The organism is Paenibacillus taichungensis, from assembly GCF_047302525.1.
GTDB lineage: Bacteria > Bacillota > Bacilli > Paenibacillales > Paenibacillaceae > Paenibacillus > Paenibacillus taichungensis_B.
Genome location: NZ_CP168020.1, coordinates 4,026,540 through 4,048,624 on the forward strand (window position 1 = coordinate 4,026,540; position 22,085 = coordinate 4,048,624).

The 22,085-nt window shown below is 43.7% G+C and carries 20 protein-coding genes; 3 read left to right on the plus strand and 17 right to left on the minus strand.

Features of this window, described 5'->3' with window-relative positions; translation table 11 throughout:
* Positions 1-339: 339 nt before the first annotated feature.
* The 4 genes from ACDJ58_RS17910 to zwf form a co-directional block, all read right to left on the minus strand.
* Positions 340-1,443, minus strand: coding sequence for a metallophosphoesterase (locus ACDJ58_RS17910; RefSeq protein WP_413372217.1), 1,104 nt, complete (start codon positions 1,441-1,443; stop codon positions 340-342).
* A gap of 288 nt (positions 1,444-1,731) precedes the next feature.
* On the minus strand, positions 1,732-3,150 hold the full coding sequence (gene gndA / locus ACDJ58_RS17915; RefSeq protein ID WP_413372218.1) for an NADP-dependent phosphogluconate dehydrogenase: 1,419 nt from the start codon (positions 3,148-3,150) through the stop codon (positions 1,732-1,734).
* Between the two features lie 60 nt (positions 3,151-3,210).
* Complete coding sequence (gene fsa / locus ACDJ58_RS17920; RefSeq protein WP_079693978.1) at positions 3,211-3,876, minus strand: fructose-6-phosphate aldolase; 666 nt, start codon at positions 3,874-3,876, stop codon at positions 3,211-3,213.
* 43 nt (positions 3,877-3,919) lie between these two features.
* Positions 3,920-5,437, minus strand: coding sequence for a glucose-6-phosphate dehydrogenase (zwf, locus tag ACDJ58_RS17925; protein WP_413372219.1), 1,518 nt, complete (start codon positions 5,435-5,437; stop codon positions 3,920-3,922).
* Between the two features lie 112 nt (positions 5,438-5,549).
* Here zwf and ACDJ58_RS17930 point away from each other — a divergent pair, with 112 nt between their 5' ends.
* Entirely contained in the window at positions 5,550-6,437 is an 888-nt protein-coding gene (locus tag ACDJ58_RS17930) for a LysR family transcriptional regulator (RefSeq protein WP_413372220.1), read from the plus strand.
* Positions 6,438-6,506: 69 nt separating this feature from the next.
* Here ACDJ58_RS17930 and ACDJ58_RS17935 read toward each other — a convergent pair whose 3' ends face one another.
* From ACDJ58_RS17935 to ACDJ58_RS17950, 4 genes are all read right to left on the minus strand, one after another.
* Positions 6,507-7,178 carry a hypothetical protein gene (locus ACDJ58_RS17935; RefSeq protein ID WP_413372221.1) on the minus strand — a complete coding sequence of 224 codons (672 nt, stop codon included), beginning with the start codon at positions 7,176-7,178 and terminating at the stop codon, positions 6,507-6,509.
* A 170-nt stretch (positions 7,179-7,348) separates the two neighbouring features.
* Positions 7,349-7,933, minus strand: a complete 585-nt coding sequence (locus ACDJ58_RS17940) for a cupin domain-containing protein (protein WP_063563127.1) — start codon at positions 7,931-7,933, stop codon at positions 7,349-7,351.
* A gap of 123 nt (positions 7,934-8,056) precedes the next feature.
* Positions 8,057-9,010, minus strand: a complete 954-nt coding sequence (locus ACDJ58_RS17945; protein ID WP_413379725.1) for an aldo/keto reductase — start codon at positions 9,008-9,010, stop codon at positions 8,057-8,059.
* Between the two features lie 128 nt (positions 9,011-9,138).
* Entirely contained in the window at positions 9,139-9,945 is an 807-nt protein-coding gene (locus ACDJ58_RS17950) for a helix-turn-helix transcriptional regulator (RefSeq protein ID WP_413372222.1), read from the minus strand.
* A 165-nt stretch (positions 9,946-10,110) separates the two neighbouring features.
* Here ACDJ58_RS17950 and ACDJ58_RS17955 point away from each other — a divergent pair, with 165 nt between their 5' ends.
* Positions 10,111-11,649: a hypothetical protein gene (locus ACDJ58_RS17955; protein WP_413372223.1), complete on the plus strand. Its 1,539-nt coding sequence runs from the start codon at positions 10,111-10,113 to the stop codon at positions 11,647-11,649.
* A gap of 125 nt (positions 11,650-11,774) precedes the next feature.
* Here the strand turns inward: ACDJ58_RS17955 and ACDJ58_RS17960 are convergent, their stop codons facing one another.
* The 9 genes from ACDJ58_RS17960 to ACDJ58_RS18000 all read right to left on the minus strand — a co-directional run bounded on the left by ACDJ58_RS17960 (position 11,775) and on the right by ACDJ58_RS18000 (position 20,693).
* On the minus strand, positions 11,775-12,236 hold the full coding sequence (locus ACDJ58_RS17960; protein WP_413372224.1) for a hypothetical protein: 462 nt from the start codon (positions 12,234-12,236) through the stop codon (positions 11,775-11,777).
* A gap of 81 nt (positions 12,237-12,317) precedes the next feature.
* On the minus strand, positions 12,318-12,704 hold the full coding sequence (locus ACDJ58_RS17965) for a hypothetical protein (protein WP_413372225.1): 387 nt from the start codon (positions 12,702-12,704) through the stop codon (positions 12,318-12,320).
* A gap of 19 nt (positions 12,705-12,723) precedes the next feature.
* Positions 12,724-13,467, minus strand: a complete 744-nt coding sequence (locus tag ACDJ58_RS17970; protein ID WP_413372226.1) for a hypothetical protein — start codon at positions 13,465-13,467, stop codon at positions 12,724-12,726.
* Positions 13,467-14,771, minus strand: a complete 1,305-nt coding sequence (locus ACDJ58_RS17975) for an SPFH domain-containing protein (RefSeq protein ID WP_413372227.1) — start codon at positions 14,769-14,771, stop codon at positions 13,467-13,469. The genes ACDJ58_RS17970 and ACDJ58_RS17975 overlap by 1 nt, the downstream gene beginning before the upstream one ends.
* 298 nt (positions 14,772-15,069) lie before the next feature.
* Positions 15,070-15,402 carry a hypothetical protein gene (locus tag ACDJ58_RS17980; protein WP_413372228.1) on the minus strand — a complete coding sequence of 111 codons (333 nt, stop codon included), beginning with the start codon at positions 15,400-15,402 and terminating at the stop codon, positions 15,070-15,072.
* A gap of 31 nt (positions 15,403-15,433) precedes the next feature.
* Entirely contained in the window at positions 15,434-16,024 is a 591-nt protein-coding gene (locus tag ACDJ58_RS17985; RefSeq protein WP_413372229.1) for an ankyrin repeat domain-containing protein, read from the minus strand.
* 203 nt (positions 16,025-16,227) lie between these two features.
* Positions 16,228-17,553 carry an MFS transporter gene (locus tag ACDJ58_RS17990; protein ID WP_413372230.1) on the minus strand — a complete coding sequence of 442 codons (1,326 nt, stop codon included), beginning with the start codon at positions 17,551-17,553 and terminating at the stop codon, positions 16,228-16,230.
* A 28-nt stretch (positions 17,554-17,581) separates the two neighbouring features.
* On the minus strand, positions 17,582-18,346 hold the full coding sequence (locus ACDJ58_RS17995) for an ABC transporter ATP-binding protein (protein WP_413372231.1): 765 nt from the start codon (positions 18,344-18,346) through the stop codon (positions 17,582-17,584).
* A 10-nt stretch (positions 18,347-18,356) separates the two neighbouring features.
* Positions 18,357-20,693 (minus strand): FtsX-like permease family protein, encoded by a 2,337-nt coding sequence (locus ACDJ58_RS18000; RefSeq protein WP_413372232.1) that lies wholly within the window; start codon positions 20,691-20,693, stop codon positions 18,357-18,359.
* A gap of 318 nt (positions 20,694-21,011) precedes the next feature.
* Between ACDJ58_RS18000 and ACDJ58_RS18005 the strand changes: the two genes are divergently transcribed.
* Positions 21,012-21,992, plus strand: coding sequence for a serine hydrolase domain-containing protein (locus ACDJ58_RS18005; protein ID WP_413372233.1), 981 nt, complete (start codon positions 21,012-21,014; stop codon positions 21,990-21,992).
* Positions 21,993-22,085: the final 93 nt, after the last annotated feature.

Below are 22,085 nucleotides of genomic sequence, written 5' to 3' on the forward strand. Positions count from 1 at the left end.
AAAAGGGCAAAACCAAAATAGAAATAATAAAATCATTTCCATAGTGGTTTTGCCCGCATTACCGGTAACAAGCCTCGGATATAATTTATCATAACCTGAAAACGGTGTCAACCCAAAATGCTACCACTGCTATTTTACTTTGTCTTGCTTTCAAGAAATATTTCCCTACAGTTCCACGAGTGAAGGTATGCAGTCTTAATATGTACATGTTGATACAGAAACAAACTGGAGAAGTCTTCTACTCAAAATGGAAATGTTTTCTTTTCACGGTAACTCATCTGCCTTGAGCACAAATAGAAGCCCTTCTTCCGAAGGGCTCACTGTTACTAATATCGCTAATTATTGCTGGAACGTCACATGAATCTGTACAATCTCGGATCGACTGCTTGTACGAATCGGAGGTCCCCAGAAGCCGAAACCAGAGGTCACGATAGAGTGCATGGACCCTTTTTGAAGATAACCCCAATCATTCTCGTATATGGCCTGTGTAATAAACTGAGCGGGTGCGATCTGACCACGATGGGTGTGACCAGACACTACTAAATCTACATGGTTTTGCTCCGCAATATCCAAATCATAAGGCTGGTGATCCATCATGAGCACAGGCTTGCTCAAGTCGGTATTCTGCATCAATGTTGCTACTTCTGCCCGATCCTTCTCTGTTCGGTCTTTGCGTCCAATTAGAGTGATCTTGTCATCCAATGTAATTTTATCATCATACAGAACTTGCATATTACTCTTCTCCAGAGCAGCAATCAGATCCTCGATCGGACCATTATACTTATCGTGATTGCCCAGTGAGGCGTACACTCCATAAGGGGCCTGAATGCCGCTGATAATATCCGCAATCCCACTCTTGAGATACATATCCAGGTTGTCATCGATAATATCACCAGGATAGAGCACCAGATCCGGCTTCAGTGCGTTAATTTCTTCCACCATGCGTTTAGCATGAGCAGGACCGGACAACAGACCAAAGTGCATATCTGCAGCCATAACAATGTTGAGGCTGTCGACACCTTCCACTTTTTTATCAATCTGAATGTTGTATTGTCTTACGACTGGACTATAGGCGTTATAGATACCATAGCCCAGCGTGGACAGCAACAGCACGAGGGTGACCACACCTGCCCATTTATGAGCGTAATGTCTTGGAATACGGGTTAGTCTAAGTAACCATAACGTTAGATGAACCACTGGCAGAATCAATAACAGCAAAGAAAAGATCGCAAGCCAGTAAGAACCAATTACACTAAGGAAGGAAACACTTCCAAACAACCGTGCCAGTATGAATGAAACTGCGAGGAATACAAGCGCGACTATGTAAAACCAACGAAATCTAGCAGATACGACAGGCTTCATCCAACTCCAGCCGCTCCATCCTATGTAAAACACTAATAAACCGTACACAACCAAAAACAAGATGCCTGCAAGTACGAACATGCCTCCGTTAACCTCCACGTCAATAAGTTGATTGCTGAATTTTCTCTTTAAACGAATTCCAGTCCATCTGAACAAGTATAACGCAGTTAAAGGGGTCAGGACATCTGTTTCCATCCCTCAGATGCGTACATTTTATTACAATTTGGGATACTTAAATTCCAATCATTATATATCAGCCGATACGTCAATCCATAGCCTGTCATTTGAATAAAAAAACATTCCTGCGTCCGCTCATGACTAAAACATCATGAACGAGCACAGGAATGCTGAATGATCTCGAATTACATATTACTCGTTAGTGTCCATCCATTGGAAGTGGAATGAACCTTCTTTGTCCACACGTTTGAATGTGTGAGCGCCAAAGTAGTCACGTTGTGCTTGCAACAGGTTTGCAGGCAAACGCTCAGTGCGGTAGCTGTCATAGTAAGACAACGCGCTGGAGAATCCAGGAACCGGAATTCCTTGAGTTACCGCAGCTGCAACGACTTCACGCCATGCACCTTGGTAGGATTCAACAATGTTTTGGAAGTATGGGTCCAGAAGCAGGTTTTTCAGTGCTGCATCCTTATCATATGCTTCCTTGATGTTTTGCAGGAACTGCGAACGGATGATGCAGCCACCGCGGAATATCATGGCGATGTTGCCGTATTTCAGATCCCAGCCATATTCATCTGAAGCTGCACGCATTTGAGCAAAACCTTGTGCGTAAGATACGATTTTACTTGCAAACAGCGCTTTGCGCACATTTTCGATGAACGCTTTTTTGTCGCCAGAGAATGCTTCAGTTGCTGGTCCGTTCAAAATTTTGCTTGCTGCTACGCGTTCATCTTTCATTGCAGACAGGAAACGGGAAAATACGGATTCCGTAATCATGGACAATGGTACGCCGAGATCCAGCGCGCTTTGGCTTGTCCATTTACCTGTCCCTTTTTGTCCAGCTGCATCCAGAATGACATCAACCATTGGTTTGCCGGTTTCCGGATCGTATTTGGAGAAGATGTCTGCCGTGATTTCAATCAGGTAGCTATCCAGCTCGCCTTGGTTCCATTCAGAGAAGATTGCATGCAATTCTTCAACGGAAACATTCAGCACGGATTTGAGCAAATGATACGCTTCTCCGATCAACTGCATATCCCCGTATTCGATACCGTTGTGCACCATTTTCACATAGTGTCCGGCACCATCTGGTCCGATATATGTGCTGCAAGCATCGTCGCCTACTTTAGCGGAAATGGCTGTCAGAATGGGTTCAACGAGCGCATACGCACTTTCTTGTCCGCCTGGCATGATTGCCGGGCCTTTCAACGCGCCTTCTTCACCACCGGATACACCAGCACCAATGAAGCGGAAACCTTTGGCTTCCAGATCTTTGCTGCGGCGTTGGGTGTCAGGGAAGTATGCGTTACCTCCATCAATGATGATGTCGCCTTGGTCCAAGTGTGGCAGCAGTTGTTCAATAGTAGCGTCCGTTGCTTTACCTGCTTGAACCATGATCAGGATTTTGCGTGGGGATTCCAGGGAAGCTACGAACTCTTCAATCGTAAATGCGCCTGTCAGGTTTTTGCCTTCGGCTTCTTTGAGAAGATCGTTCGTTTTCTCCGGGGAACGGTTAAATACCGATACCGAGAATCCTTTGCTTTCAATATTAAGGGCAAGGTTCTTACCCATTACTGCAAGTCCGATGACACCGATCTGTTGTTTACTCATTATGTCCTCCCAATACTCTTTATATATAGTAGGTTAAAATTCGAGATCAACAATCCTTTATTACTGAACTGTTTTTTTCCAGTCTGCTGCGAATTTCTCCATGCCTTGATCTGTCAGCGGGTGTTTGGAGATTTGTTCAATGACGGAGAATGGAACAGTAGCAATATGTGCTCCTGCCATTGCTACACGTGTAACGTGGTCCGGATGTCTTACAGAAGCCGCAATAATTTGTGCATCCAGGTTATGTGTACGGAACAGCTCAGCAATTTTGGCAACCAATTGTACGCCATCTTCGGAGATGTCATCGAGACGTCCCAGGAACGGGGATACATATGTTGCACCGGCACGAGCAGCAAGCAGCGCCTGGTTCACGGTGAAGATCAACGTTACGTTGGTTTTCACACCTTTTTTGGTCAGGTAACGGCAAGCTTCCAGTCCTGCAAGTGTCATTGGCAGCTTGATTGTGATGTTTTTGTCGTTGTTATTGATTTTGATCAGTTCGTCTGCTTGAGCAATCATCTCTTCAGCTGTGATTGCATCTGGTGTTACTTCCGCAGATACAGATTCAACTTCAGGTACCTCACGCAAAATTTCTTCAATGCGGTCTTCGAATTTCACGCCTTCTTTGGCTACCAGAGAAGGATTCGTTGTTACACCAGACAGGACGCCGATTTTGTATGCTTTTTTGATGTCTACCAAGTTTGCTGTATCGATGAAAAATTTCATATTCAATTACCTCCAAGGGATATGTTTTATTGTTTTTTTTTTGTTACAGATTTGCATTAACAGCCAAAGGAACTTCAATATCATCTTCAGCCTGCTGATCGGCAGGTTGGTCAAACCACCAATGGTGCCCTTCCGCAGCGAGCATCTCATCCGACTCTGCTGGTCCATAACTTCCAGCCGGGTACAGATGAAGTGGGAGCAAATTCTCCTGGAATGCATCCAGAATAGGTTGTACCCAAGCCCAAGACAGTTCTACTTCATCCCAATGGGCAAAGAACGTTGGATCACCATGCAATGCGTCATGAATCAAGTTCTCATAAGCCTCGGCCAGATCCTCACGATCTGGTGACAGATCGATATGAACAGGTTTGAACTCCCCTTTGTTTTGCGGGTCGCTCGCATTCAGCTGCAGCGTCATGCTCTGGTCAGGACTCATCTCAATCACAAGCAGGTTCGGTTTGGAACCGTTAACCACGTTAGCCTGTCCGGATGGTTCCTTGAATTCGATGACAATGCGAGTTGATTTTTCCTTCATTCGTTTACCGGTACGGATATAGAAAGGTACTCCGCGCCAGAAGAAGTCATCAATCTGCAATTTGGCAGCAATAAAAGTATCATTCATCGTATTCTCGGCAACACCCGGTTCAGCTGCATATCCGTTAACGGATTTGCCTTGAATGTTTCCTGCAGCATACTGTCCGCGAATGACACTTGCACCCACGTTTTGCTTTTGCAGTGGCTGGATGGATTCCATGATGTGTTTTTTCTTCAAACCGACTTTTTCCGTGGTGCTATTATATGGAAGCTGGATCGCCATCATCATAAGCAATTGCAGCATATGATTCTGGAACATGTCACGCACGGCGCCTACATGATCATAATAGGATGCCCGTTCTTCCACGCCAACAGTCTCATTAGCGGTGATCTGCACATTGGATATATAACGGTTGTTCCACAATGCCTTCATGATCGGATTACTTTGATGCAAGGTTTCAAGACGCTGCACCATCGGTTTGCCCAAATAGTGGTCAATCCGATAAATTTCTTCTTCGGTGAACGCCTCGCTTAATTTGCGATTCAGGTCACGAGCCGATTGCAGATCATGTCCAAATGGCTTTTCGATCACAAGGCGTTTCCAGCCCTCAGTTGATCCAAGTCCACTACCCTGAATGTTCTCTGCAATGGGTTCGAAGAATTCTGGACCAACCGAAAGGTAGAACAGACGATTGGATGGAATGCCAAGTTCAGCCTCTCTTTGTTCCACTAAATTTAACAGCTCTATATAATCTTCCTTATGGCTTATATTCAATACACTGTAACGGAAAGCCTGCACAAATGATTTCACAACTTCAGGATCAGCAGGGCGTCTGGAAAATTCATTTAATGATTTTTCCACTTGTGCCTGAAAGAATTCATCAGACCATTCTCTGCGTCCCAAGCCAATCAGCGAGAAGGATTCCGGAAGTTTCTTCTCAATGTATAAATTATATAATGCTGGATATATTTTTCTTTTGGCTAAATCGCCAGTCGCACCAAATAAAATAATGCTCGTTGGTTCCATCTCACTATTCTCCTTCCAAGTAACTCTGGTTTCTTTGCTGTAGTTACACTATAATACGTTTCATAGCCATACAAGTAATTAATATATTTCACAGGAGCTATAGACGATATCTATGACAACAAATTATGAATTATATAAGGTATTTTACTGGGCTGCCAAAACAGGCAGTTTAACCCAAGCCGCCAAAGCGCTATATATTACTCAACCTAGTGTCAGTCACGCCATCAAACAGCTGGAGGAAAGTTTTGGTCTTACGTTGTTTTACCGGAATTCCAAAGGAGTTGCTCTAACACAGGAAGGTGTAAGTTTGTATTCCTATATTGAACAATCCCAGATTCTGATCTCGCTGGCCGAGGAGAAAATGGCTGCATTGAAGAGTTTAGACAACGGAGAACTAAGGATTGGTGGCAGTGATTCGCTGTTCAAGCATTACATGCTGTCCTATCTGGAAGAATTTCATGTGCTCTACCCTAACATCAAGCTACATCTAAGTCATGGGACAACGCCGGAAGTCATCACGTTTTTGAAAGAAGGCAAAATTGATTTGGGTGTTGTGCGGATGCCCATTGTTGATCCGCAACTTGAGGTCAGGGAAAGTATCCAGCTCAAAGACTGCTTTGTCGCGGGCGAACGTTATGCTCAACTGAAGGATAAAGTTATGACTTTGGAAATGCTGCTGGAGCATCAACTGATTCTTTTCTCCAGAAACAGCCGGGTTCGGATGGCAATTACGGAACTGTTCAATAGCTATGGCTATACACTCAAACCCGAGATCGAGGTCGGCAGTGTGGATTTGTTGATTGAATTTGCACGGCGAGGATTGGGCATATCGTATGTCACTCGTGAATTTATTTCCAAAGAGCTGGAAGAAGGCTCTCTCTTCGAAATTCAGTTGGATGTTTCTTTGCCCCCTTCACATGTAGGCATCATGACCAAGCGTAATATGCCAATTTCCCTGGCAGCCAACCGGTTTATGGATCTCATTTTCAAGGCGGTTTAGATTCGTTGGTCTACAGGTCTACAAAAAAAAGTGCCTCTTCACCCCAAAAGGATGATGAAGCACTTTTTCTCATCTTAAATCAAGTTCTCTCAATCTGCTCTCAATTCGCTCAGGAATCATAGCAAACAGTTGCTCCCAGGGCATGAATAGACTCGGCTCAAGCAAAAACTCTTCAAACTCCATTGAGGGAACAAACGCCTTGGTCTGCAGAAAACTCCGCACGCTGGCGTCAATTTCTTCATTGGTTTCGAAATAACCTCTGAACATCTCGTTCACGAGCAGGCCGTCACAACCCGCATTGGCGCCTGCTGCACTATACATATCTGGCAACAGTTCAAACACCACAGGGATTGGTGAAAAAGCATGCTTCCCTGGCTGCGAATATAGACACACATGGCGTCCAACCACATTAACTCGATCCTTCAGCAATCCCCGAAGTACTCTGCCATGGAAGCTGGCTTCACAATCCACGACTTCACCGTCATCGCCCACATATATCCAAACATGCTCCATTTCGTACAAATGCCCAATTTCATAATCCCACCAAATCGAAAATTCAATCACATATTGGACTGCCTCCACCGGAAAATGAATTTCCCGCTGAAATGACGGTGAAGGTCCCGATTGATCCAGAATGGAAACGCCTACAAAATCCGGGTAAAAGGGTTCATTTCGATCAAACATCAATACAGGTGCATAGCTCATCGCGGTTTCCAGCATTTCCTGCTCAGTCATGGTCATGGATCGTCCCTCCACATTCTTTGAGTGCTACTACTGTAACAAGCCAATGTTATGCCTATCTTAACAGAGAATTCGGAATGTGTTAATTGGAACAAAATTTAAGCCCGTAATCGGATAATTTTCCGGTCACGGGCCTGAAATCGGTCATTTGAAAGGAGAACGAGATAACGTTATCCCTTTGAGTTTTTGGATGATTTAGAAGCTTTGATCGCCTGATCGGAAACAGAATCTACACAACCAATCGGCGGTCCCAAAATAGCGTCATTTTTGATGGATGCCACTGCCGTCCTGTACGCCTCCTCATCAATACAGTATGCACGATGGGCAACTTCAGGCGGTGTTGCAGCCAGGAAGTCAGCCCCCAGCACAATGTCTGGTGTAGGTTGGTCAAAAATCGTCAACAAGTGCACATCATCGGTCTCCGCCACAAACCAGTGAAACCATCCTTGAGGGAATATCGAAACCTGACCTGGCTTCAAGTGATAACTTATCCGCTCCCGCTTGAACGGATCGTAGACAGAGGTGGTAATTTCCCCGTTGATCAGAACGACCATCTCGGTCACATTTGTATGCCAGTGTGGCTGCACAATAATTCCTTTGCTCATGTGTACATTGAAGAAACCATTTTTGATCGTAGGCAGCTGCGGTCCAAACAACTGAGTAATATAATTGCGCGAATCACGCTGATAATTCAACACCGCTGTCGAATCGGCCGCCAGCTGAACATTCGGGGCTTGCAGAATCGGATTAGTCATACCGCTGTTTCCTCCTTATAGGCATACATCTCATTGTTGTACTGTATGCGCTAATTAGCGGAGATAATACCGAGGACACGGTTCCATTGCAATTTTTAACCGCCTGTGTAACTTCATAATATATTAAGCAAGCCCCGGGTATCTTCCCCCTGCGGCGAATCCTTTGGGAGATATCCGTTCAATCTCAGCCAATTCATCATTGGTGAAAGAAACCTGCAAAGCACCAAGATTCTCGTGAACTCTCTCCAAACTGCGAGTACCAGGAATCGGAACGATATGTTCTCCCTTTTCAAGTAACCAGGCGAGTGCGAGCTGAGAAGCACTGCATCCTTTTTGCATAGCCAGCTCTTGGATCAGGCGCACCACCTCTAAATTTTTCTCGAAATTCTCACCCTGGAAACGTGGATAATGACGACGATAATCGTCCTGCGGCAGGTCGTCTATCGATCGGATCTGACCTGTTAAGAAGCCGCGCCCCAATGGACTGTAGGGTACAAGCCCAATGTTCAACTCGCCGAGCAATGGCAATATCTCATCTTCGAGCTCACGACTCCACAATGAATACTCCGTTTGGAGTGCTGTGATGGGATGAACGGCATTCGCACGACGAATAGTCTCTGCAGACGCTTCAGACAGACCTATATAACGAATCTTGCCCTGCTGTACCAGATCAGCAAGTGTTCCCACCGTTTCCTCAATTGGAGTATTGGGATCAGGGCGATGTTGATAATAGAGATCTATATAATCCATCCCCAGGTTGTACAGACTGGCATCCACGGATTTTTTGATATACGCCGGATCTCCCTTTGGGCCCTGGGTATGTGTTATACCGAACTTGGTCGCTACAATAGCATCGGCTCTTCTCCCTTTGAGCGCTCGCCCAAGCAATTTTTCGTTACCTCCAAATCGCTGCTTTTCATATTCACCGTACAGATCGGCTGTATCGAACATCGTTACTCCTGCATCCAGCGCACCCTGGATTGTATGAACGGATTCTTGGTTGTCTGGCATCATCATCACGCCCAACCCAAGCCCGGATACCTGCAAATTATCTCTTCCCAACGTTCTTGTCTTGATCATGTGGTTCCCTCTTTTCGTTAATAAATAGAAAGATATTGAACTTGTATTCATTCTATTTCACGAACAGAGACCCAACCACAGTCTGTTTATGCTAGTACTAGAATTACCACCCCTGATCGTTATTGTCACTCCACAACGGGGATGTACACACAACAATGAATACCTGACTGTTCGTTGAGATTGCTCATGGAAAAGATATCATAGGCATGGGCAATGCCATCCGTCCGATCTGTTCTCTCGAGAAAGATCCGGTTGACCTTTTTCTGTTTAATTTGGTGCAGGTTCCAAATGTGTTGAAAATCCGTGCTATCCTCGTTCAACTGTTGAACTATTTTGGAAAACTCAACTTCGCCCGGATATTTGTCATAGTACGTACGAAACACCGCTACCGAATGTCGTGCAAATTCATCCCAATTATGCATACGTTCCCGGATCGTTGCATCTAGAAATAACATTCGCATCATCACACGGTCGTTCACGTTCATCGAGGAAAAGTCGAACAGCTTTTCATTCGCTGCCTCATTCCATGCAAGTACTTCAGACCTCTCATTCGTTATAAATGAAGGATAAGCAAGTTGATTAATGATGCTCTGCCATCCCGCTTCGAGATGTGAATAGGAGGCAGGGAATACATGCTCTGCATTAGGGTCCCATAAACGAAATAGGTGGTCCTTCTCTTCCTCACTTAACTGGAGTGCATTTGCTATACTTTCCATTACCTCTCGAGACGCGTTAACCTCCCTCCCCTGCTCAAGCCACGTATAGTAAGTTGCACTGACACCTGCAAGTACCGCGACTTCCTCACGTCTTAATCCAGGCGTTCTGCGCTGTCCATACGATCCGGTGATCCCGACTTGCTCTGGTTGAATTCGGCTCCTCCGAGATTTCAAAAATTCACCTAGTGTTTTACTTCGGCTAATACCTGTAGTCATAAATAACCTCCCTTAAATGTTTAGATCTCTATGGATTCAAATACGGCTCTATCCAAAATGGATGTGATTGAACGCCTTTGATATAATTCTTTTATTATCTTTTTGCAAAATCCTTAGTTTACAAGAAGCTTAGCATTGATTCATGCATAACGAAAGGAGCACAACATGGTCCCAACGGTCGGAGACATTTACTGTGTATACGTCGGAAATTTACAACAATATGCTGCCTGCCAGGTCACTGGCCTGAAAGAAACCGGTAGTAAGGGATCACGCCAGCTTGCCGCAATCCTGCAATTGGACTGGACAGGAGATCAGCCGCCCGATGAAACGGAACTTCTGGATATGAAACCACTGAGCTGCAATTACTATTTTTGGAAAGGCGATTGGGATCACAGCTTCGTGCAAGCTGTGATTCCACCGCATTATGTTCTTGCTGGTAATCGGGCTCCTCTCGTAACGGAAGAAACCCGAAGTTATAGCTCAGGGTGGCAGATTGGAGAGAGTCTATACCGGCAACGTCAATGGGATGCCATCGATGAATCGCGAAGGGAACACTTCAAACAAGCTGCCGAAGACTATAGTGTAATTCCATTAGGTGATGCAATGGTGGGAAAAAATACCAGTATCTTGCGCAACTTCAGACCAACGTCTGCCGAGGATGTCGCAGCACTTGTTCAGTTTCCTTGTCTTACACATATCGAAATGCACGGATATACGGAAGGCATCATTCCTTTTTTGGAGCAGAATCCCTTTATATATGAACTTCATATTCATGAACACGGACAATCCGCGCTGGATTTAAGCAAAACACAACTAACCAAACTTGTGCTGGATATGAACCGTTTGAACAGCTTGACTCTTCATTCCAGAATCGACTTTCTGAGCTTCATGGGAGACGTGCCCCCTGACTTGCATGTGAATGCTTATGAAGATGGCCAACGAATGACGTTGAGTGTAGCATCGACTGTGCCTCAGGTTATAGCATTATCTCGGCTTGGAGGTTTGCATGTTCGAGAGATTACGGAACTTGATTTACAGCCTGTTGTACATACTTATCCTGAGCTTACTGAATTAAGATTGTGGGGAAAACCCGGCAACGTAAGCAATATACAGTTAATTCAGCAATTGACCTCTTTGAAGACCATATCCCTGAACGATCTTTTTGGATTTAAAGGAGAAGATTTTCCTGGCCCCGAGCAGTTTCCCGAACTAAGTACACTCTCGCTGACCAGCCTTCCCTCAGACGCCGCCAAATCCATTAAGGCAAACTATAAAAAGGCGGCGCAAACCCGAATCGATCTGGAGATTGGGAAACCACGCAAACCGGAATGGCTTTCCGAAAATCTCAGCAATCCCTTTCGGGATTGGGACGGAAGGGATCACATCAAAGCAGCGCATGCCAAAAGAGCAGCTAAAACCTACAAACAACACCTCAAGGAAATTCGAAAAATAAGTCAAAATATGAGCGATTTGGACCTTATACAGAAACAACTGATGTTATTAGTGGAGGTGTACACCGAGACGTTTAACCAAATGGAGGCCAAAGCCAACTTTATTGATACAATCGAACGTGAAGAAATTTATAACGCCCTTGTTGAATTGTTGGATCAACTGGAATCACAACCGGGAATTGACCAGACAAGTGCTATTAAGGTTAATCGCAAGGAGCTGGATGAAGTGTTTGAACGCAGGAGAGTTTTTTAGATTCAGTATGAATGAGATAAGAGGTTCTTTCTCTTACTTTTATCCGCAAAACGGGCTAAAAGATAAAAGGCTGACTCCATGTAGGAATCAGCCTTTTATCCTTTTCGTATCCATTCTCAACCATTTTACAGTGCTTCAACAGTTGTTCCAAAATACTCACAATCCGTGGATTGCTTCCGATATACCTTCGCCTTCGCCCCACATCCCGGACAACTCACCGAAACCTTCCTTTGTGGTTCCTCGACCTTTTCTTCAGTGTCTTTCTCATCGGATGTATTAATTTCTGTATAGTTGATTGTATTGTGACTGGTGTAACTAACGGTATTGCTATTGTAACTTGAATAAGCATGCACATTTTCATTTTCGCGATCAAGATTACTTCCATAGTCTGCACCATAAAATTTCCGTTGTGGGACACGTTTTTTTCTCAGCATTTTAATACCAAAATACAAAAAAATACATTCAAGAATAATAAATTCAACGACAACAACCATATCCAATCTTTCGATGAGATTCTCTTCCATAAGAAGTCTGATCGGCATGGCAATTGCAAAGAACATAAAAAAGAGTCCAAAAAACGTTCTCAACTTCATTCCTCCAAATAACAAATAGAGCAAACTGTGGTTACAACTCGTATCAACAAAATGGTCAGATGTCTATTATTTAAGCTAGGAGATCCTCATCGTTGTTCCGCAATACTCACAGTCCGAAGACAAATTCGGATATACCTTTACTTTGGCTCCACACCCCGAACAATTCACAGATACAGGTTCTTGCGGTCCCTCGTATTCATGATCGTGGTACTCATCCTCATAATACCCTTCATCATCATATTCCTCTTCATTGTCATAATGGTAGTGATAATGATCAACCTTGGGATGGAATTTAGGTCGACTACACATTTTAATTCCTGTAACAAGTACGATAACGCCGGGTATAAAAAGAATAATCGTACTAATAATAGCCATTTCGGTTCCCTGGGATATTAATAATATAGATAATAAGATCGTCAGAGATGAAAGTATAATGAATATAATTCCAAAAAATTTCTTCACAGCTTTTCCTCCTATGAATTTATGATTTGCTTGTCACGATCTGTTGATTCCGCTCTTTCAAACGGGACTTTAACCGGGATAGTTGTGAAGCAAGATGCTCGCTATTCACCAGTTCCCCTGCTTCGTAATGAGTTGAAAGCTCACTGTTCATCTTTTCAATATCCATCAAAATCTGGCGGTCATTATATTCAAGTGAATGTGGAGTGATCGGGTCACTATATTTTACAAGTTCTATTAATGTTTGAAGGGTCTTCCTCTCTTCTTCCGCAGTCAGAACGGAATGGCGCTCCATCGTGTGAAGCAGCTGCTCCAAAGCGTTTTCAATCAAATGTAGATTGACCAATTTCGTTTGCTCAACGGCTTCATTACGACGTGTACTTTGAATAAAGATCAAAATGATGCCACACAGAATGAGGGCGATGGCTAGAGTTACCGTATGTAACAAAACGAACCAGCGGAGACCATGATCTGCTAAACCTGTAAACAGAGAATATATCATTACACAAATCAGATACATCACCAACACGATCCCTAACGCTGTGTAACCAGGAACCAATTCTTTAAAGCGATCCATATGTAGCATAACATGCCTTATATAAATCCAAATCGCCGTAATCGCGACATAAGAAGCCACAAGATTCATCCAGAAAGAAAGCGATACAATGGCATGATTAAACACTGTAAAAGAAACGACTGAGGCTACCAGCATGCTGATCAGATAGATGGCATCCAAAATGAAAAGTTTGCTCCGTTTAATTATCACTATGCCTGCCCTCCATCTTGCAGATTGTTTCCGCAATCCAGACAGAACTTCTGACCGGGCTTCACTTCATGTTGACATTGACTGCATTTCAAGGACAGACTGGAGCCGCAATTGCCGCAATATTTAGTTTGACCCGAATTCATATGATTGCACTTGGGGCATGGGCTAGGCATCGGTTCGTGACACTGAACACATTCCAAAGCATTCTCCGCATTATCCGCCCCGCAGGATGGGCATGCATGATATTTGTCACCACAATTGGGACAAAATTTGGTCCCTTTTTGCAAGGCATGTCCACAGTTGTTACAACCGGTCGTTGCTGATTTTTCGGCAAGTGAATTGCCACACTTGCTGCAAAAAGAACTATGCTCCTGGTTCGGATGACTGCAATGTTTGCATATGCGTACAGCAGGCGTTTCCGTTGTAGCCATCACTTTGGACATCTGGGACATCTCGCTGCTGAATGATCCTCCCAGTCCAACACCCATCCCCATACCAAGCCCTGCACCCATTATATCCGATTGCATGCTTCCTTCATTTTTGGCTGCACCTTCAAGCGTATCGAATGAACGCTCCTGTTGATAGGTGTACCCGATAATATCCATTTCGGCTTTGCGTGCCAACGCTTCTCTCAATCGTATGACCGAAGGGTCCTCTTCAGGCAGATTGACATTGTGGATATACAGGTTGATTAACTCAATACCAAACTCTTCAAAAGCAGATGCAATCGTATCAGCAAAATGTCGTGATATTTCTGCGATATAAGCATTGATTTCCAGTACACTTACTTTTCTATGTATTAGATAGGAAGACAGCATGGAGTTAATGTTCATAATAATTAGCCCGCGAAAGTAATTGACCATATCAGCCTGGTTAAATTCAGGCAGTGTTCCCACAAGTTTGACCAGAAATTTGCGAGAGTCTGCTATTTTTATTCCCATCTGTCCAAATGCTCTCACGGGAACGATAATATTATATTTTGGGTCCTGTACCTGAATTGGATTTGCTGTTCCCCATTTCACGTCTAGTGCGCTTACTTGGTTGACGTACCACACTTCTGCTGCAAAAGGTGATTTACCTCCGAACGGAAGGTTAACGAGTCGGTTTAAGATCGGGATATTCGCCGTACTTAGCGTATGTCTTCCTGGGCCGAACATATCAAGCGCCCTTCCATCCTTAAAGAGGATTGCCTGTTGGGATTGATTCACAATCAACTGGGTCCATGTTCCCAATTCATTCTCAGGGTGCTTCCAAGCAAATACATCAGGTGAACCGTCATACTTGATTACGTCAATAATGGCCATTTCTCTTCCTCACTCCATAAGTAGAATACTATAATTTCATTGAAACAATCGTACTAACAATCGCTTTCTAACAATCTAAAGTTAAACCATTTAATATCTTATTTATCTGCTAATCTTTCAACAAAAATGTTTTTTCATGTTTAGGCATTGCTATTTTACCATTTATAACCTCCTTTCGCACTAGTATAGTTCATATTTCATGAGATATTTTTCCTATAGATGAATGGTATAGACACTAAAAAACCTCCTGTATATCGACAATATACAAGAGGTTCTTGTGATAGTGGAGTCCCTCTGGTTAATTCAGAAGATTATCCATATATGATGCGGGATCGGCCATGAACGCTTCGAACGTGGAGATCGTTCCAATCTCCTGATGTTCAATATCTGCGTAGCCAATCATTTTTTTGCTTGGATTCCAGACGATCAGGATATGGGAGTACTGATCCACGTCAGAGGATATGCGCAGCAGTTTCTGTCTGCCCAGCTTCATCTCTACGGTATCGATCAGATGAAAGAATTCGAGGTATCCCACGCCGGACGAATTGTCCGGCAAGTCGATTCTTCGCGGACCTTCCGTTAGAAAACGGATTAGTGCACCAGGCAGCTTGTACGCTTTGAGCACATGCAATTTATTGCTCAGATTGTGAAAGTCATGCGGCTCATGAGCTTTTCAAATACTCAGCCATTTCTGTGTTCTTCTGACTGACCGCAATTGTGTATGCTCGTTCCCCGTCCTTCTCCTGAATGGTCACATCCACGCCCTCGTCCAGCAAATACTGGACCATCTTCATATCGTGATTCGAAACGGCTTTTCGTAACGTTTCCCCACCATATTTTCGAATATCCAGTCCGAGGTCCTTCAGCACTGCGATGTTCTTTTTGTTACCGTAATAGGCTTCATCATACGCATTCGACTTCACCTTGCTCAAACCACTCAATTTGGCACCCTTCTGATGCAAATATCGGATGATCTCTTCCCCGCCATATCTGACCGCCTTAAGGATCGCTGGATTATCCTTTACATTCAAGTTTACTCCGTTATCCACCAAAAGCTTGACCACTGCCTGTTGATTGGTGATTAGAGCAATATCTAATGGCGTCAATGCTATGTATTTGCTGAGCGTAATCTCTTTTTCGAGATCCATGCCCTGTTTAATGAATTCTTCTACAGCAATAACATCTCCCTTGTAAATCGCTTTGGCGTGATCAGGCAACGTTTCAAACGTTCCTTGATTTCCGATTTTGAACAAAAGGTGTAACCTCCCTCTGGTTAATATCTCATGACTAAAAGCCCCTGATGCTCATTATTATTAGTATACCTGCTATCCTTTTCATTTGTACAAACCTCTACCAAAATCATGATTCCAGTCCTAAAGCCTTTCATACAAACCAACCCCGAAACATATAGTTCCGGGGCCAATATCATCCTTTAAACCACATCACACCAACTCAATCAATCATGCGCTAAATTCGTTGGGTCTGTTGGCACAATATCACCCCCCTTCTCTAACCCCTTAATGGATTTAAGTTGAGAAGTGATGGCTGCAATAGCGATAACAAATACTCCTGCAATAATAAACAACAGCGCAATGCCTCTTCCCGGGCCAACGCCGATATATGATCCTACGGTCGAAGCGAGTGCTCCACCTTCCAACAAAAGCGGGTTAAAGACACGGTCTGCCAAAAATCCTGCGAGACTATAGGATACAATAAAACCCAATTGCGATAAAATGCCGATGATGCCCCACACCCTGCCTTGCTTCTCGTTGGATATGTTATTGCGCACCAATACTTCTGCACTCATGTTGACAAAGGGCAAGGAGGCCAGAAAAAGGAAACCCGCAAAGATAATGAAATAAATATTTATTGAAAATCCCAAAAGGGAAAATGACAATCCGGACATGATCAGACCCAAAACAAGTGTTTTTGAATATTTTTTACTTAGGGTGAACATGCCAATACACAGACTGCTGATCAGCATACCGATCGCGCTCACAGATAGAAACGTGCCAAGCATCCTTGAATCCGAAAATGATAAGATCATAGGACCAATGAGCGTCTCAAGGAATCCCAGATAGAACGTGATGATCGAAATAATGATAACAAGCAGAAGCACGCCTTTATTCGTCGTGACTTCAATCCAGCCTTCGTTAAGCTCAGCAAGCCAGTGGTTCCTCTCAGCATCTCTTCGCGCTGCTTTAATGCTTTTACGGATAACAAGCACCGCCACGATCGCAACCAGATACGTCAACATATTAATGACCAGAATGACTTCAATGGTTGTTATACCGAGCAGAATGCCCGCTATAATGGGCGAAAATAGAAACTTGGATGATTCGGCAAGCTGCATCAAGCCGCTGCCCTTTGAATATTGATCTTTATCGAGCAAATCGGTAGCTGAAGCCTTGTACGCCGGACTTTGAATGGCCGAGAACACGGAACTGAAAGCGACACCAGCATAGAGATGCCATAGTCCAATTTTTCCCGTCAAGATCATGGTCAAAATAAAAATTAGTCCAGCTGCAGAACCAAGATCACCTATGACCATCATCGTGCGCCGGTCAAAACGATCTGCAAGGACTCCACCTATAGGACGCAACAAGATATTAGGCAAAAAGGTAAACAGTGTAATCAGCGCCACAGCTGTCGCCATATGGGTTTTCTCAAATGCGTACACTCCAAGGGAGAATGCCGTCATTCCGATCCCCATTGTAGATATGAGCTGTCCGAACCATACCATTAAAAATTTTCCAAATGACCCGTGTTCCATCTGTTTCATTGGATAAGCCCCTCTCCAATTAACCGTGTTAGAACCCGTGATTCGTTAGCCACTTACCTAAGCTGCTCTCTCTCGCCTTAAGGTCATGCTGCTTGTTAAACTTGCCCATGTTATGATCTGCCACCAGTTTGCCGTCCATCATGAATAATACCCGTTCAGATCGAGCTGCGACTTTGACGTCATGGGTAACGATTAATATCGTTGTTCCAGAAGCATTAATGTCTCCAAGAATATCCATGATTTCATTGGTTGAACGTGAATTCAGTGCCCCTGTGGGTTCGTCGCCAAACAGAATATCAGGCTGATTGATCAGTGCCCTGCAGATGGCGATCCGTTGCAATTGCCCACCCGATGCCTGAGTAATATTGTGGTTGGCCAGTTCTTTAATTCCCATTTTTTTCATCAAATTGAGTGCTCGTTTATTAATGGAATCTCTACTGCTTTTTTTGGCCAGATAAGCAGACAGAATGATATTGTCGAGTAGATTCAGATTTTTCAACAGATGCATGTTCTGAAATATAAATCCCATCTTGTTCAAGCGAAGCTGTGCCAATTCTTTCTCCGAGAAATCCGAAATTTTCTTGCCAGCAAAATAAACACTCCCGCTACTTACTTGATCCATGCCACTGACATTGTATAGCAAGGTTGATTTTCCTGAGCCCGACGGACCCATAATGGAGACAAATTCGCCCTTCTTCAATTGAAAACTAATATCCTTCAAAATAGGATGCTTCTCACGCTCACCAGTACTGTACGATTTGTTCACGTTTTTGGCTTCCAGGATCATAGTCATGGTCGTCCCCCTATTCGACAATCATTTTGGAAATGCTGGTTTCTTTGATGGATTGAATACTGATTAGAGCGGTACAGATAATAGTTGCTGCCAGCAGTAGCGGACAAAGTACGTACGCTTGTAGCGGGTCAATGACAAAAACAATATGGGACGCTCCGAAAGAAGCCATTATTGCACTGATCAACCACTCGCCTGCCGTATTCGATAACAAGGTTCCTACAAGGACCCCAACACCCAAAACAATAAGGGACATCGATACATATTTGAATTTAATTGTGGAGATGGCAAATCCCAAACTTCTGAAAATCGCGATATCACTGCTGTCCTTTGCGACAAGCATTTTCAGGAATAATGATGTGATCAGGATAGTAACCAATACTGCCACAACAAGCGCCAACACCGTAACCAGCTTAAGCTGATGAATTGTTCCTCCAAGCGTTTGATATAAGTACCCTTTTAAATCGGTCACCTTTGCAGGTGAGAATGCCTGCTCATATTCCGAAATTTTATCTGAGATCTTACTACCGTCATCTTTCAAATCCAGACTCAAGACATACCAGAGCACACGATCTTTGTTATAGGGCAGCCGTGATTTTGCAGTCTTTCCACCATTGGTCACATCCTGATATACACCACTGACGGTCATTGTTTTTTCCTGTCCATTTACGATCAGTACCAAGGTATCTCCCGTCTTCTTCTCCATGTCACTACTGTTCGCATCAGACAAAGCAATTTCATTTTCATTTTTCGGTGCCGTGCCGTTCACGTAAGACAAAGGAAAAACGTCAAAATCACCTGTCTCTACGCTTAAATGATCATAGCTACCTTCACTGTTCAACACTTTGAATTGGCTTGTGACAAGGGGGGAGTATCGAAGTACGTTCTTATCCTTTTGAACATAATCAATTAATTCTGCGTAACGCTGCTCGATATCTTCAGAGTGCCTCATATCAATACGCATATCGCTTTGACCTACACCCATGTAAGAAATGAAGCTAGGAGCTTGTAACGTATGGAGGAAATTTATAGGTACGATCATAATAAATGAACTTATAATAAACACTAACAACAGCAAACGGAACACTTTCAGTCGTTGGATGACTTCTTTTAAGCCCAGAAAAACCGGAACCGATAACCATCGATTTTGGGACAGGCTTAGTCTGTTTTGACTCATTCTCGTTTCACCCAGACCGCCTGAATGTAATGCTTCAACAGCTGAAATGTGATCAAAACGCCGAAGCACACGGTTGCAGAAAAATACAACGATGGCAAAAATGAAGACAGCCGCAAACAATGTTATGCCGTAGTGCAACCATGTTTTGGGAGCTGCCCCCATGTAGAGCATCATATTGGACATGAAGAAACGGTTAACCCATAGTGATGCAAGAAAGCCTGCGATGGAGCCCAGTCCTGCCATAACAACATATTTGCTCAAGTAGAGTTTCTTAATATCACGCTCGGATATGCCAATAGCTTTCATGACGCTAATCTCTCGATAATCTTCTTCAATGGTAGCGAGCATGGTGAAACGAATGCAGAGTACAGCGATCACAATCAAGATCAAACTGACCAGAATGACTACAGCTGCGACTACCCCATCGGTCAACGCATTCAACAACTGAAACAGATTGTAGTTCACAACAGGACCAGCGTTCGGCAAATTCGTATTTTGATAGGCTTGGGTAAAGTCGCTGATCATCTTTGAATCTCTAAGTCGAAATTCAATCAGATACTCCGACTCTCCCGTATTTTGTTTCAAGGTTTGGAATTCACCCTGACTGATGACAAAACGTTTGGAGTGAATAATTGATGGATTCATTTGAGCATCACGTACAAATTCCACGATCTTGTATGTTCTGCTGAAAGAACCGTCTTTAATATGAATACTGTCACCAATGCTCAATTCCTTCTGCTGCAAGTAATAAACGGGAACCGCAATTTCTCCATCATTTACCCGCACAATCTCACTATCCAGATTCAGCAGAAAATCAAAATCCTGATTTTGTACAACAAAATCAATATCCATAATACTGTTTTTCTCGGCCTCCGCTCCAAACAACAAATGAGAACCGTCAATGTTAATCATTTCTACGATCTGGTGTTTATCTACCATCTCATTGGCCTGTGCCCACTCATTCACCTTTGGTTCATCCAACTCACCTGCGTGCATTTGCACCACATGTGGCGTCTTGGATTCCGTAAATAAATAGTGAATTGAACTTGTTAGCTCCATAATCATTCGTGTACCTGAAGAAACAAGCAAAGCAGCCAGCATAATAAAAACGAATAAAGCGATGTTGATTCCTTTTTTCCTGATCAGATCATTCCTCAACATACGTAATAACATAAACAATCACTAGCTCCTTTGCATCGAACACCACTTGGGGATAATCAGGTACACTATATGTAATTTATTTCCATGTATGTCGAACCCTCTGAACCAATATACACGCCCTTCCCACCTGTAAAATATACCCATATGTTACTGACCTGAGTGTATCAATAAATATGAACTTCTGAATCAGTCTGCGGTCCAGTCCTTTCTAATTCCCGAGTCTGAGGTGTATGGATTGAGAACTTATTTATTGGTATGCTAAGATAATGGTTCAAACCTTTTTCTAGAACAATCAATTTATGGGATAAGACCCAAATAAGAAAGGACACTATGAATCCTTCATCCATACCATCCCTGTTGCAACCAATGATTCCGCCGCTGGATCTGCGTAGTTGCTTAGTCAGCGTACGTGGTGAGCTTATATACGAGCACTACCGCAATCAACAAGCAGCAACTCATATTGCAAAAATCAATTCCTGTACCAAAAGTGTGCTGTCCGCACTCATATGTATTGCGATGGATCACGGGTGGCTGTCCAAAGCTCCTACTCCAATCTCCACCTTTTTCCCGCAGTTGGTGTCAGACCCTGACTCCCGTAAACCGGAGATTACGTTAGAGCAGTTATTAACGATGACGGCCGGATTCAACTGGGACGAATTCGGAGGACAGAATTCATTTCCGCGCATGACACGTACGGATCACTGGGTGAAATTTGCGTTGGAACAACAATTAAGTCATGTGCCAGGTACATATATGGAATACAATTCGGGGGTATCACAAATATTGTCTGCCATCCTCATGCAAAGTACAGGTATGTCCGTAGCCAAGTTCGCGGAACGTTATCTATTTGGTCCTTTGGGGATCCAAAACTATGAATGGGAAAGTGACCCACAGGGTGTGCATACTGGGGGGTTCGGCTTAAAGATGTTGCCTCAGGATTTGCTGAAATTCGGGCAACTGTTTTTGCAACAAGGCATGTGGAACGGGCAGTCGCTAATTTCAATTGATCTGGTTAGTCGCTCTACAAAACCTGCCATTACAGTTACTCCACCCAATCATGGTAGTTACGCTTGGCATTGGTGGGTGGATGCCTATACCAACGAAACTTCAGAAGCTAAGGTTGCGGAACAGGAACAGCCCACTCCCATACTCCATTATTACTACGCCCGTGGATTTGGCGGTCAATTTGTATATATCGTCCCGGATCTGGAACTCGTTGCCGTGCTCACCAATGACAAACGAAAGAAGGAAAAACCGCCGCTGGATGTGTTCCCCAAACGGATTGCACCCCAATTGGCGAAACTCTTATAGACCTTTTCTTTAAGTTGTGGATCATACAAAATAACCCCATAGTTTACCCGGCATTCACCGGTAACTATAGGGTTATTCAATTACTTCTTAACA

Bases quoted from the DNA above. Each gene is read 5' to 3' on its own strand.
- ACDJ58_RS17910 (WP_413372217.1), bottom strand. From the start codon at position 1,443: ATGTTCGTACTTGCAGGCATCTTGTTTTTGGTTGTGTACGGTTTATTA.
- gndA (WP_413372218.1), bottom strand. From the start codon at position 3,150: ATGAGTAAACAACAGATCGGTGTCATCGGACTTGCAGTAATGGGTAAG.
- fsa (WP_079693978.1), bottom strand. From the start codon at position 3,876: ATGAAATTTTTCATCGATACAGCAAACTTGGTAGACATCAAAAAAGCA.
- zwf (WP_413372219.1), bottom strand. From the start codon at position 5,437: ATGGAACCAACGAGCATTATTTTATTTGGTGCGACTGGCGATTTAGCC.
- ACDJ58_RS17930 (WP_413372220.1), top strand. From the start codon at position 5,550: ATGACAACAAATTATGAATTATATAAGGTATTTTACTGGGCTGCCAAA.
- ACDJ58_RS17935 (WP_413372221.1), bottom strand. From the start codon at position 7,178: ATGACCATGACTGAGCAGGAAATGCTGGAAACCGCGATGAGCTATGCA.
- ACDJ58_RS17940 (WP_063563127.1), bottom strand. From the start codon at position 7,933: ATGACTAATCCGATTCTGCAAGCCCCGAATGTTCAGCTGGCGGCCGAT.
- ACDJ58_RS17950 (WP_413372222.1), bottom strand. From the start codon at position 9,945: ATGACTACAGGTATTAGCCGAAGTAAAACACTAGGTGAATTTTTGAAA.
- ACDJ58_RS17955 (WP_413372223.1), top strand. From the start codon at position 10,111: ATGGTCCCAACGGTCGGAGACATTTACTGTGTATACGTCGGAAATTTA.
- ACDJ58_RS17975 (WP_413372227.1), bottom strand. From the start codon at position 14,771: ATGGCCATTATTGACGTAATCAAGTATGACGGTTCACCTGATGTATTT.
- ACDJ58_RS17990 (WP_413372230.1), bottom strand. From the start codon at position 17,553: ATGAAACAGATGGAACACGGGTCATTTGGAAAATTTTTAATGGTATGG.
- ACDJ58_RS17995 (WP_413372231.1), bottom strand. From the start codon at position 18,346: ATGACTATGATCCTGGAAGCCAAAAACGTGAACAAATCGTACAGTACT.
- ACDJ58_RS18000 (WP_413372232.1), bottom strand. From the start codon at position 20,693: ATGTTATTACGTATGTTGAGGAATGATCTGATCAGGAAAAAAGGAATC.
- ACDJ58_RS18005 (WP_413372233.1), top strand. From the start codon at position 21,012: ATGAATCCTTCATCCATACCATCCCTGTTGCAACCAATGATTCCGCCG.